Below are 11,514 nucleotides of genomic sequence, written 5' to 3' on the forward strand. Positions count from 1 at the left end.
TACAAGGTTAATTGAATGATTTACGTACCTTCCCGCAATTTATCCAACACGCTTCTATCTTCTAATGTTGAAGTATCACCAGATATCTCTTGTCCAGCAGCTAGATTCCGCAATAAGCGGCGCATAATTTTACCCGATCGCGTTTTGGGCAAAGCGTCGGTAAAGCGAATTTCTCCCGGACGTGCGATCGCACCAATTTCTTTGACGACGTGTAGCTTGAGTTCTTTACTCAGTTCCTCACTTCCCTGATAAGTGCCTTCTAAAGTCACAAAAGCAACTACTTCTTCACCCTTAAGTTCATCAGGTTTACCCACTACCGCCGCTTCTGCAACGGCTGGATGAGAAACTAAGGCTGATTCTACTTCCATTGTACCAAGGCGATGCCCTGAGACATTCAGTACGTCATCTACACGACCCATGACCCAGAAGTAACCATCTTCATCTTGTCTAGCGCCATCACCAGCAAAGTAAGTATAGTTACCATCTTGGGGTGGAATGTGTTCCCAATAAGTGCGGCGGAAGCGTTCTGGATCGCCGTAGACTGTCCGCATCATTCCTGGCCACGGATGGCGTACCGCCAGATAACCGCCTTCGTTATTGGGTACAGTGTTTCCTTCCAAGTCCACGACATCTGCAATAATTCCTGGGAAGGGAAGAGTTGCGGAACCTGGTTTAGTAGGGATTGCTCCTGGTAGCGGTGTAATCATAATACCGCCGGTTTCCGTTTGCCACCAAGTATCAACAATTGGACAGCGATCGCCACCAATTATTTTCTGATACCACATCCAAGCTTCTGGGTTAATCGGTTCACCAACGGTTCCTAGCAAACGCAACGAAGACAAGTTTCGCGCGTTGGGATGGTGTTCGCCCATCTTAATAAATGCCCGAATTGCCGTAGGTGCAGTATAAAAAATATTAACGCCGTATTTTTCAATTACATCCCAGAAACAGCCAGGATTAGAAGCACGAGGCGCACCTTCATACATTACTGTCGTTGCCCCATTGGAAAGTGGGCCGTAGACAATGTAACTATGTCCCGTAATCCAGCCGACATCGGCGGTACACCAATATACATCTGTGTCTTGGAGATCGAATATCCACTTGGTGGTGATATGGGTATATAAGTTATAACCCGCAGTTGTATGCACTACGCCTTTCGGTTTGCCGGTGCTACCAGAAGTGTAGAGGACAAACAGCATATCTTCGCTGTCCATCGGTTCGGCGGGGCAATCGGCTGATACTCCTTTTTGCAAATCATGCCACCAATGATCACGTCCGCCTAACTGCATATATGTTTCTTGTCCGGTGCGCTTGACAACTAGGACATTTTCAACGCTGGGAACAGCACCATCAGCTAAGGCTTTATCTACTTGTTCTTTGAGAGGAACGATCGCATCTTTGCGCCAACCACCATCAGCCGTGATTACCAATTTAGCTTGAGCATCAATTAAGCGATCGCGCAAAGCTTCGGCACTAAAACCACCAAATACTACGCCGTGGGGTGCGCCAATTCTGGCACAGGCTAACATTGCGATCGCAGCTTCCGGAATCATCGGCATATAGATTCCAACGCGATCGCCTTTTTGGACACCCAGTTGCTTCAATACATTGGCAAACTGACAAACTTCCCGGTGCAGTTGGGCATAAGTCAGGGTACGAGAATCTCCTGGTTCTCCTTCCCAAATCAAGGCTGCTTTATTTTTGCGCCAAGTAGTGAGATGTCTGTCAAGGCAGTTGTAAGAAATATTCATCTTACCGCCAACAAACCACTTCGCAAAAGGCGGTTGCCAATCTAGCACCGTGTCCCATTTTTGGAACCACTCTAATTCTGTTCCAGCCAAATCTGCCCAAAATTGCTGCGGATCGGCTTTGGCTTGATCATAGAGACGCTGATAGTCTTCCAGGCTTTTAATATGGGCATTCTGTGAGAATTCGCTAGGAGGATGGAAGAGGCGATTCTCTTGGAGGATTGATTCGATATTTGGTTCAGACATGGTTAGTTATGAGTGCGATCGCTATTATTACTAAAAACTATTCTTAGCCCAGTTGTGCTAGACGGTGTTTAGATTTTCGTTAAGCTAGGTAGAAATTGCCGAGTTATTTAGTTTACATTTATTTTCATCTACGAAAACCAAGCGTTCGAGAAATGTAAAGACGTTACATTGCAGGCTATCTACTATGAATGTTGCAAAATATAAGTAGTCTTGACAAACAACGCCTGAAACTATGACGCTAACCGTCGAAGCTAGCAGCCTATCTCTCAATGATGTTCATCGTCTTCTCAAACTAGATAAGCTTTCAAATGCTTCATTTACAGATTTCTTAAGGCTAGAAACACTCTCTGACTTTGAACAGCAGGATTTATTACGAATCAGAGACGACTTTGATCGTTATTTGAGCGCAGGTAAAATTTCTGAAGGGTTAGTCAAATTTTTAACAATTGCGCCACTAATGCGGTTAGCAGGGTTTTACGATGTGCCGATTCGGTTGACAATGGAAGATAGCATTGCGATCGCAGTTGAAGATGAAGACAGAAGAATTACCGGACGGATGGATATTTTAGCAATCAACAGTCCTCAAAGTAATATTGCACCGCCATTTTGGGTTCTAGTAATTGAAACAAAAAATAGTTCGGTCAATGTGATTGAGGGTTTACCTCAATTACTCACTTATGCTTTTAAGAGTTTAGATCAACAACCATCAGTTTGGGGTTTGGTAACTAATGGACAGCTTTATCAATTTGTTTATCTAAGACATGACAACCAGTCAACTTATGAGTTAATGCCATTATTAAATTTGAGTCAGTCTCCAGATGCAATAGAGTTATTGCAAGTTTTCAAAGCCATCTGCAAGTTACCAAGTTTCCAGTAAATAAATTGCGGAGTGATCGCTGATGCCTGAACCTGCTACCCGCGAATTGATCTCTAATGGTATTTCAGAAGACGAAGTGATTTTTCCTCCTGGTGATATACTGAGTGACGAGCCACCCTTGGAAAGCGATTTCCACCGCGACCAAATCGATTTACTGATTCGCATACTTAAATTATGGTGGCGAAAAAGGCAAGATTTCTATGCTTCTGGCAACTTGACGATTTACTACAGTCCTAACCAGAAAAAATCAGAATATTTTCGTGGCCCAGGCTTTTTTGTAGTTTTGGGGACTCAGAAAAAAGACCGTAAGAGTTGGGTAGTTTGGCAAGAAGACGGCAAATATCCAAACGTGATTGTGGAAATTTTGTCAAGTTCAACGACAGCAGTTGATAAAGGGTTAAAAAAACAAGTTTATCAAGATACCTTCCGTACACCAGATTATTTCTGGTTTGACCCTGTAACAATGGAACTTCAGGGATTTCATTTAGTTGATGGCAAGTATCAAGAAATCCAAGTAACTACTGATGGAAGTTTGTGGAGTCAGCAGTTAGAACTTTATTTGGGAGTTTATGAAGGTAAATTAAGATTATTCACTACTGAAAATCAATTAATATTATCATCAGAAGAGTTAGCTGAACAAGAACGTTTACGTGCCCAACAAGCAGAAGAACGTGCCCAACAGTCAGAAGAACGCGCCCAACAAGCAGAGCAAGAACTCGCTCGATTGCGGGAGGTATTACGCACAAAGGGCATCGACCTAGAGAATATTTGATGACATCAGGAAATTAATTAAGTACACTTTCAAGTTAAGATTTAGTTATTAGTGTGTAAAAAAGCGTTATCTTCTGAAAGTAGGGCCTCGTTTGCAAGCAACAGAGATTAAGGATAAGCTAAAGTCCCTCATTGAGCAAGCCTCCTCGGTAGATCATAATTTGGCGAGAAGATTAGAGGAAATCAATCGTTGGGTAAAAAATATCAAGCCAGGTTCCCTGACTGCAAAACCATTTGTGATTGCATTTCTCTTAGAGGTAATTACGGATTCTACCATTTGGCTGATAATCAAATCCTTACCTTCGGAAGAAGAACAGAAAGCAAAATTTGAGTTGATGACACCGATTGAGAGATATTGGTATGGTTATCTATTTCCTAGATGGATTAATGCAAGTGACTCCAAGTTTTATATTTGGAAACAAAAATTGATGGCAGGCGAATTTAATCAGGTTGATGATGATATCATTAAGTCAATAGCTCAAGATGTTGTAAGTCGAGAAGGTAGTTTTTGGCAGCGTTATATCGCCGACCTCTCTATGGCAACAGACCTAATCGTTAGTAGTCGTAACAATCAACCCCTTTGCATTCAAGTTACTAGTGTCTCTGAAGAACTTAATTACCAAAAGTATCAAGCTTGGCAAAATACACTGCGATCGTGGGAAATAGAGAGAGGATTGTTCTTAAGTTACAATCCCAAGGATGCTAATTTTGTCAACCAGTTAGTCAACGTGGCCCTGTATAACAGTGATTACCTTTCTGGTGGCAAATATTTAAAATTTTCGTGAACTTTAAGGAATTTGATATTTCCGGTTTGTGTTCAGCCTACATACTTACGTGCTAATTACAGCTTTTATGGCTAATAAAAGAGAAACTCACTGCAACAATCAAGTGGATACATTTGCTGAAGCTTTAGCAACAGCGCGACAAATGCAGCAGAACTGGCTAACTTACGGAGTTAATTTTGTAAATTTTTACGTTGAAGATGTAGATGGAGACTGGCTAGAGACGTGGGGACATGACGAAATTTTAGGTAATTCTCAGTTAGATGCTATTAAAGAATTTTTGGTAAGTCATGATAGTGTAGCTGTGAACGTAAGAGAGTATTTAGGTGAGCGATCACTATTTGATTTTGCAGTAAACTTAGAAGAATATTGGAGAATTTCTGAAACCAATGACAGGTTATCTGCTGTGAGAAATCTGTTAGCTGGTGAAGGACATAGTATTAATACAGATGATATCAGGTTATTGGATTTAGCAAATACTCTGGTGGTAAAGTTGACAGAGATTTTGTAAGATTTTGAGTTGCGTAGTGGTAAAGTAAATTTTGAAGTTTTATTTTGGTTGCGATTGGCTGGAATATAAGCGATCGCTTTTCGAGATAAGCTTTAATAATCTTTGAGATGTGCAATCTTTATCACTGTTAGTAGTAAGGGTTGCTCCTGAATCTGGTAAATAATGCGGTATTCACCCAAACGAACCTTATACAAACGTTCAGTATCCTTCAATGAGTGAGCGTCTTCTGGAAGTGGATTTAATGCTAATTCCTCTAACTTTTGTGCTAGTCGTTGTTGCACTACTGAGTCCAATTGTGTAATTGTCTGCACAGATGAAGGTGCTAATACTACTTGGTAGCTCATATTCCTAGCTCCCTTTTAATATCTTTAAAGGGCGTTGTCCCCAGCCCTGCAATTTCCTCTAGTACCTTATAAGCATCTCTTGCATCAGCCTCATCTAACTTTGCTTCAATTAGCTCATGCATCTGCTCTGTTGAGGTAATTTCAATCCCTGGTTCTTCTCTAAGTTTATCCGTTAATGCATAAAAAGCTTCTTGATCATCTCGATGTTCCAACACATAAGCTCTTAACTCTTGTTTAGTCATCCCTTGAAAATTTGCCTTAGTCATAAATATCTTACCCTCACATTTGGCAATATTTCTACTTCAAAGCTTTGTCCAGCCAGAATGTAAATGCGTAAAAATGTAAAGCTTTTAGACAAAGTTCGTCCCTGGTTAAAAGAGCATCTAGGAACCGATGACTTTAGTAGATTCAAACAACAAGATGGTAATTTCATACTGATAAAATATCCATCTGTCTTAGCCCATCCCATACCTCGTAGTTCCCTGCGCTTTGTGACAACCTTGTGTACTGCCATTGGCGTTTTAGGAACCTTTTACGGTATCCAGCAGGGACTGCAAGGAATTAATTTATCTACAGAAAATCCCAAAGAATTGATGGCTGCCAGTAAAGAATTACTGGTGGGGATGAAAACAGCTTTTTCCACTTCCTTGATGGGGCTTGGTTCTGGTAGCTTGTTTACTCTAGTTTTGTTTGGGTGTGATTCGCTAAGGCAGAGGCGGCGTGATAGTCTGCGTCAGAAATTGAAGGCGATCGCAACCTTAAAAACAACAGACAATAACAATGGCGATTTAGTTGAGGCATTTATCCGTGTAGGAAATAAATTGTCAGGGTTAAACCAACTGAGTGCTGAAGCCATTGGTAAATCTGTCGGTAAAAGCATAGCAGAACAGTTCGCCGGGTTAAACCAACTGAGTGCTGAAGCTATTGGTAAATCTGTAGGTAAGAGCATAGCAGAACAGTTCGACGGGTTAAATCAATTATCAGCCCAAGCTATTGGTCAATCTGTAGGAGAGCAAGTGCAAACTGCTATCCTACCAGCGCTACGAGCAATTTTCAAAGAGCAGCAACAACTTCGACAACTTCAAGAAAATCAGGGACAGAGAGTTTTAGAAGAACTCATTAAGGATATGAGAGTTCAGGTACTCGAACCCATTGCAGATCGGTTAGATAAAAGTGCTGAGTCTGCATGGAGAATTGGGTGGTATATCTCAAAGTTTGGCTAGTTCCATCTTGACAATTCAAAACTTTCAAAAAGAAACTTTGGTCGAACTCCAAGGATTTGCTAAGAATTTGGGAGACACTCTCAATCAATTTCAAACAGATACAAAAGGTGTTTTACAACAAACAGCCGACGAAATTAATAGAGCCGTAGACCAAAGTATCCAAACCTGAGTTCGGGTTAAGCCAGAAGCTAAAAAGCTTATTCTGTCAGGATTGAATAAAACTGGAATTGGTCAAAGCAGGGATAAAAGTGGAATCATTTTGTCAATAAGGTTCACAAATGAAACTAATCTCAGCAATATGTCTTATTGACAATAGATAAAACAGAGCTTTAGACCGAACAACGATAATTCAAGGCTTTTGAGGATTTCTTATCCCGAACTCAGGTTATCCAAGGAATGACAGCCCAGCGAAGTGCTTTTGAAGCAAGTGCAGTGCAAGCTGCTGCTACTTTCCGAGGAATTCGAGAGGAACTTCAAACAGCGCTACAAGTGTGATGTTAGAAATTTTATAGAGACTACTGATGCACAATAATGGTGTCTCGATTTATTTCAATATAGGAATGCTGCTTAAACAATTCAACTACAGATTGGAAGTTAGCTATAAATAGGGATTCCAATTCTGAGTTATTGATATTGCCTGTTGTGATTAAAAGTAGTTTATAAGGTTCTTGAACCGTTAAAAAAGAGTTGACAAAATCCACATCTTTGGTAATTAAAATTCTATTTTGTTGAATTGATATTGATACGGTATTAATCTCATTATCTGGCGTAGCATTTTCCCGTGGTAAGTCTCTGGTGTGGATCGTGTCATAACCTGAAGTTTTGAGAAAACGGGCAAGACGAACTGGTAACTGAGCATCGACAAGAAATTTCATGAGGCAATTCGATGAATGCTTTTGACTTGGCTGAGTCGAGCGGCAAATAACAAGACAGCCAAAATATCTTTAGATTCTAAATCGTCATAATCTGCCAATATTTCTTCAGTAGTCATGCCAGAACTGAGCAGTTCCAAAATAAACTCAACTGGATAACGAAGTCCTCGAATGCAGGGTTTACCGTGGCAGATATTTGGATTATGAGTGATGCGTTGTAGAAGTGTGTTATCCATAAACTCTTACCATATTTTTGTTGTCATATTTTAATTTTAGATGCGAACTGATTAGAGTCCATTGCGATCGCACTAAGTTAAATGTTAAAACCTTAGATGTATTGACTTATACGCAAATTACCCCACTCGCACGGCGATCGCATCGATCCAACCCCCTTCAAAATGCACCATAAGCACGTTAAGCTGAATTAGAGTGACAATTTATTGCGCTTTTTAATATATAAATCTCTGAATCTTGTCAAATTTTAATTTTTTCTGCTTGAGAAACCCGGAATGCTAGACCGAATTTTTGATTACCTCGACTTTCATTTCAGCCTTGAAGCCCTTATAGTTCTGCTGATCCTGGTGGCTTTAGAGGCGCTGTTATCTGCCGACAATGCGATCGCTCTGGCTGCGATCGCAAAAGGGTTGGAAGACAAGGAACTTGAGCGTAAAGCCCTCAACTTTGGTTTAGTCGTTGCTTATGTGCTGCGAATCAGCCTGATTCTGACTGCCACTTGGGTGCAACAATTCTGGCAATTTGAATTATTGGGCGCTGCTTATCTGCTGTGGTTGGTATTTCAACACTTTACCTCGGAAGAATCTAAGGACGATCACCATCACGGGCCGCGTTTTAATTCATTGTTGCAAGCGATACCTGTGATTGCATTTACAGATTTGGCATTTTCTTTGGATAGCGTGACAACTGCGATCGCAGTTTCTCAAGAAAAATGGCTAGTGCTGACGGGTGCAACAATTGGCATTATTACGCTGCGATTCATGGCGGGATTGTTTATCCGTTGGCTAGACGAATACGAAAACCTAGAAGACGCAGGCTATGTAACTGTAGCGTTCGTGGGCTTGCGCTTGTTGTTAAAAGTGGTGAACGATAATTTAGTTCCACCAGAATGGATCATGATTACTGCTATCTTCCTGATTTTAGGCTGGGGATTTTCCAAACGTGTTAGCACTGAAGTGCCCGAATTAGAACCAGAAAATAGCGAAGTCTCGAAGTAAGAATAGGGAATGGGGAATAGGGGAGAAATAATCAATGCCCAATGCCCAATTCCCCACTCCCTAATGTTTTACTCGTGCAACCAAGGGGTTATGTGTGGTTGCCAATTGACTAATTCTTCATCTTTAAACCATAGGGCTATTTCCTGTTGTGCGGTTTCTGGAGCATCAGAACCGTGAATCAAGTTGCGACCAATATTGATGCCAAAATCACCGCGAATTGTTCCCGGTTCAGATGTTAAGGGGTTTGTGGCACCAATAATCTTTCTGGCAGATGCAACGACACCATCACCTTCCCATACCATCGCTACCACTGGGCTAGAAGTGATAAATTCGACTAGACTACCAAAAAAGGGACGTTCCCGGTGGACACCATAGTGTTGTTCAGCCAGTTCTTTACTGACTTTCAGGAACTTTAAACCAACTAGGGTAAAACCTTTAGTTTCAAAGCGACGGATAATTTCCCCCACTAATCCCCGTTGTACTCCATCTGGCTTAATTGCTAAGAATGTACGCTCCATTGCCATCTCCCAAAGCTTAATAAGGTTTTTATCTTGTCATTAGTCATTTGTCCTTTGTCATTTGTCCAAGAGTATGGGTTTTGCACTCTTGACCAATGACCAATGACCAATGACCAATGACCAATCAGAGTTTATCTCAGAAATTATCCCTGAGTGCATATACGTTCCCAAATGAATGCGTTAAATTGTTAAGTCGTGGGCGAAAAACAGAGGTTAGGAAGAAATGGGTGCTGAGTCAACTGCTACATCTGACGAGGTGGTACAAGTGCCGTCCAATGGACAAAAATCTGAAGTGAAAAATCATAAACAAAAGAAACTTTTACCACCTAGTACTAACGCAGGAACTTTACCTCGCTCCTGGAAAATTGAGGATAGCGAAGCGTTGTACCGCATTGAAGGTTGGGGACAACCCTATTTTTCCATTAGCGCTGCTGGTCACGTCACCGTGTCACCAAAGGGCGATCGCGGTGGTTCCCTAGACTTGTTCGAATTGGTCAACGCCATGAAACAGCGCAACTTGGGACTTCCGATGTTGATTCGCTTTTCCGATATTTTGGAAGACCGGATTGAACGGTTGAATGCTTGTTTTGCCAAAGCGATCGCTCGCTACAACTACCCTGGCGTATATCGGGGTGTGTTTCCTGTCAAATGCAACCAAGAGCGGCATTTGATTGAAGATTTGGTCAAATTTGGCAAACCACATCAATTTGGCTTAGAAGCTGGTTCCAAGCCAGAATTAATGATTGCTCTGGCTGTTTTGGATACCCCAGGAGCATTGTTAGTTTGCAACGGCTACAAAGACCGAGAATACATCGAAACGGCAATGTTAGCCCAAAGGCTAGGGCAAACACCAATCATCGTCTTAGAACAGATTGAAGAGGTTGATTTGGTGATTGATGCCAATCGCCAGTTAGGTATTAAACCGATTTTGGGTGTTCGTGCTAAGCTCAGTACCCAAGGTATGGGACGTTGGGGAGCCTCTAGTGGCGATCGCGCTAAATTTGGTTTGACAATGCCTGAAGTCATTGAGGCTGTTGACAAGTTACGGGAAGCTAACCTGCTCGATTCTTTGCAATTGATGCACTTCCACATTGGCTCACAAATTTCTGCCATCAATGTAATTAAAGATGCCATCCAAGAAGCCAGCCGCATTTATGTAGAATTGGCGATGCTGGGGGCAGATATGAAATACCTTGATGTTGGTGGCGGCTTGGGCGTAGATTATGATGGCTCCCAAACCAACTTCTATGCGTCGAAAAATTACAACATGCAGAACTATGCCAACGACATCGTGGCAGAGTTAAAAGATACCTGTGCAGAGCGCCAAATTACCGTACCAACACTAATTAGCGAAAGTGGACGTGCGATCGCTTCCCATCAGTCGGTGCTGATTTTCGACGTTCTCAGTACCAGCGATGTCCCTCTCGATTCACCAGAACCTCCACAAGAGGGAGAATCCCCAATCATTAATTATCTTTGGGAAAGCTATCAATCTATCAACCAAGAGAATTACCAAGAGTTGTATCACGATGCGGCACAATTCAAAGAAGAGGCCATCAGTCGCTTCAACTTAGGAATTTTACGCCTCAGAGAACGAGCCAAAGCCGAACGGCTATACTGGGCTTGTTGTCAGAAAATTCTCAACATCACTAGGCAGCAAGAATACGTACCCGATGAACTAGAAGACCTTGAGAAAATCATGGCTTCCATCTACTACGTTAATATGTCAGTGTTTCAATCAGCACCAGATTGCTGGGCGATCGACCAGCTATTCCCCATCATGCCAATCCACCGTTTGGATGAAGAACCAATCCGGCGAGGAATTTTAGCAGACCTAACCTGCGATAGTGATGGTAAAATAGACCGCTTTATTGACCTGCGCGATGTCAAATCAGTTTTAGAACTACACACCTACAAGCCCGGAGAACCCTATTATTTAGGGATGTTCTTGAATGGAGCCTACCAAGAAATCATGGGCAATTTGCACAACCTATTTGGCGATACTAACGCCGTTCACATCCAATTAACGCCCAAAGGCTACCAGATTGAACACGTTGTCAAAGGTGACACAATGAGCGAAGTAGTAAGCTATGTTCAGTATGACTCCGAAGATATGGTGGAAAACATTCGCCAACGTTGTGAGAAAGCATTAGAAGAAAAGCGTATCACCCTAGCAGAATCTCAGCGATTACTGCAAACTTACGAGCAGAGTCTCAGAAGATATACGTATCTGAATAGTTAGATTGGGAATTGGGAATTAGGCATTGGGAATTAGGCATTGGGAATTGGGGATTGGGAATTGGGGATTGGGCATTGGGTATGGCTCAAGAATCAATAAATAGTTCTTCCCCTGCTCCCCCTGCCCCCTTGCCTCTTCCCCATTCCCTTTC

The 11,514-nt window shown here is 42.0% G+C and carries 14 protein-coding genes; 8 read left to right on the forward strand and 6 right to left on the reverse strand.

The genetic code is table 11. The features are described 5' to 3' along the window. Positions 1-20: 20 nt before the first annotated feature. Complete coding sequence (gene acs, locus GNF10_RS19830; RefSeq protein ID WP_185585850.1) at positions 21-1,994, reverse strand: acetate--CoA ligase; 1,974 nt, start codon at positions 1,992-1,994, stop codon at positions 21-23. A gap of 232 nt (positions 1,995-2,226) precedes the next feature. Between acs and GNF10_RS19835 the strand changes: the two genes are divergently transcribed. The 4 genes from GNF10_RS19835 (at position 2,227) to GNF10_RS19850 (ending at position 4,935) form a co-directional block, all read left to right on the forward strand. After that, positions 2,227-2,871 carry a restriction endonuclease subunit R gene (locus tag GNF10_RS19835; RefSeq protein WP_185585851.1) on the forward strand — a complete coding sequence of 215 codons (645 nt, stop codon included), beginning with the start codon at positions 2,227-2,229 and terminating at the stop codon, positions 2,869-2,871. A 22-nt stretch (positions 2,872-2,893) separates the two neighbouring features. Further along, positions 2,894-3,643, forward strand: coding sequence for a Uma2 family endonuclease (locus GNF10_RS19840; protein ID WP_185585852.1), 750 nt, complete (start codon positions 2,894-2,896; stop codon positions 3,641-3,643). A 91-nt stretch (positions 3,644-3,734) separates the two neighbouring features. Next, the gene (locus GNF10_RS19845; RefSeq protein ID WP_185585853.1) at positions 3,735-4,427 is read left to right on the forward strand and encodes a hypothetical protein; all 693 of its coding nucleotides are present in this window, start codon (positions 3,735-3,737) and stop codon (positions 4,425-4,427) included. Positions 4,428-4,494: 67 nt separating this feature from the next. Then, the gene (locus tag GNF10_RS19850; RefSeq protein WP_185585854.1) at positions 4,495-4,935 is read left to right on the forward strand and encodes a hypothetical protein; all 441 of its coding nucleotides are present in this window, start codon (positions 4,495-4,497) and stop codon (positions 4,933-4,935) included. 92 nt (positions 4,936-5,027) lie between these two features. Here GNF10_RS19850 and GNF10_RS19855 read toward each other — a convergent pair whose 3' ends face one another. Continuing rightward, positions 5,028-5,279 carry a type II toxin-antitoxin system RelE/ParE family toxin gene (locus GNF10_RS19855; RefSeq protein ID WP_185585855.1) on the reverse strand — a complete coding sequence of 84 codons (252 nt, stop codon included), beginning with the start codon at positions 5,277-5,279 and terminating at the stop codon, positions 5,028-5,030. Then, complete coding sequence (locus GNF10_RS19860) at positions 5,276-5,545, reverse strand: hypothetical protein (RefSeq protein ID WP_185585856.1); 270 nt, start codon at positions 5,543-5,545, stop codon at positions 5,276-5,278. Before GNF10_RS19860 ends, GNF10_RS19855 begins: the two co-directional genes overlap by 4 nt. Before the next feature lie 63 nt (positions 5,546-5,608). Here GNF10_RS19860 and GNF10_RS19865 point away from each other — a divergent pair, with 63 nt between their 5' ends. Further along, the gene (locus GNF10_RS19865; protein WP_260445912.1) at positions 5,609-6,502 is read left to right on the forward strand and encodes a hypothetical protein; all 894 of its coding nucleotides are present in this window, start codon (positions 5,609-5,611) and stop codon (positions 6,500-6,502) included. Continuing rightward, entirely contained in the window at positions 6,495-6,671 is a 177-nt protein-coding gene (locus GNF10_RS38685; protein WP_260446312.1) for a hypothetical protein, read from the forward strand. The genes GNF10_RS19865 and GNF10_RS38685 overlap by 8 nt, the downstream gene beginning before the upstream one ends. Positions 6,672-7,017: 346 nt before the next feature. On the opposite strand, the gene GNF10_RS19870 is transcribed toward GNF10_RS38685, so the two are convergent. Then, on the reverse strand, positions 7,018-7,377 hold the full coding sequence (locus GNF10_RS19870; protein WP_185585857.1) for a DUF5615 family PIN-like protein: 360 nt from the start codon (positions 7,375-7,377) through the stop codon (positions 7,018-7,020). Continuing rightward, the gene (locus GNF10_RS19875; protein WP_069068569.1) at positions 7,374-7,610 is read right to left on the reverse strand and encodes a DUF433 domain-containing protein; all 237 of its coding nucleotides are present in this window, start codon (positions 7,608-7,610) and stop codon (positions 7,374-7,376) included. The genes GNF10_RS19870 and GNF10_RS19875 overlap by 4 nt, the downstream gene beginning before the upstream one ends. 273 nt (positions 7,611-7,883) lie before the next feature. Here GNF10_RS19875 and GNF10_RS19880 point away from each other — a divergent pair, with 273 nt between their 5' ends. Then, on the forward strand, positions 7,884-8,606 hold the full coding sequence (locus GNF10_RS19880) for a TerC family protein (RefSeq protein WP_185585858.1): 723 nt from the start codon (positions 7,884-7,886) through the stop codon (positions 8,604-8,606). Between the two features lie 68 nt (positions 8,607-8,674). On the opposite strand, the gene ndk is transcribed toward GNF10_RS19880, so the two are convergent. Continuing rightward, a complete protein-coding gene (gene ndk, locus GNF10_RS19885; RefSeq protein WP_012412496.1) occupies positions 8,675-9,124 on the reverse strand; it encodes a nucleoside-diphosphate kinase in 450 nt (149 codons plus the stop codon). A 223-nt stretch (positions 9,125-9,347) separates the two neighbouring features. On the opposite strand from ndk, the gene speA reads away from it, so the two are divergent. Further along, positions 9,348-11,366: a biosynthetic arginine decarboxylase gene (speA, locus tag GNF10_RS19890; protein ID WP_185585859.1), complete on the forward strand. Its 2,019-nt coding sequence runs from the start codon at positions 9,348-9,350 to the stop codon at positions 11,364-11,366. The last annotated feature ends 148 nt before the right edge of the window (positions 11,367-11,514 follow it).

The sequence above is a fragment of the Nostoc sp. UCD121 genome (assembly GCF_014222285.1).
Taxonomy (GTDB): domain Bacteria; phylum Cyanobacteriota; class Cyanobacteriia; order Cyanobacteriales; family Nostocaceae; genus Nostoc.

Coding starts and splice junctions, on each gene's coding strand:
- acs (WP_185585850.1), bottom strand. CDS start 1,994: ATGTCTGAACCAAATATCGAATCAATCCTCCAAGAGAATCGCCTCTTC.
- GNF10_RS19835 (WP_185585851.1), top strand. CDS start 2,227: ATGACGCTAACCGTCGAAGCTAGCAGCCTATCTCTCAATGATGTTCAT.
- GNF10_RS19840 (WP_185585852.1), top strand. CDS start 2,894: ATGCCTGAACCTGCTACCCGCGAATTGATCTCTAATGGTATTTCAGAA.
- GNF10_RS19850 (WP_185585854.1), top strand. CDS start 4,495: ATGGCTAATAAAAGAGAAACTCACTGCAACAATCAAGTGGATACATTT.
- GNF10_RS19855 (WP_185585855.1), bottom strand. CDS start 5,279: ATGAGCTACCAAGTAGTATTAGCACCTTCATCTGTGCAGACAATTACA.
- GNF10_RS19860 (WP_185585856.1), bottom strand. CDS start 5,545: ATGACTAAGGCAAATTTTCAAGGGATGACTAAACAAGAGTTAAGAGCT.
- GNF10_RS19865 (WP_260445912.1), top strand. CDS start 5,609: ATGCGTAAAAATGTAAAGCTTTTAGACAAAGTTCGTCCCTGGTTAAAA.
- GNF10_RS19870 (WP_185585857.1), bottom strand. CDS start 7,377: ATGAAATTTCTTGTCGATGCTCAGTTACCAGTTCGTCTTGCCCGTTTT.
- GNF10_RS19875 (WP_069068569.1), bottom strand. CDS start 7,610: ATGGATAACACACTTCTACAACGCATCACTCATAATCCAAATATCTGC.
- GNF10_RS19880 (WP_185585858.1), top strand. CDS start 7,884: ATGCTAGACCGAATTTTTGATTACCTCGACTTTCATTTCAGCCTTGAA.
- ndk (WP_012412496.1), bottom strand. CDS start 9,124: ATGGAGCGTACATTCTTAGCAATTAAGCCAGATGGAGTACAACGGGGA.
- speA (WP_185585859.1), top strand. CDS start 9,348: ATGGGTGCTGAGTCAACTGCTACATCTGACGAGGTGGTACAAGTGCCG.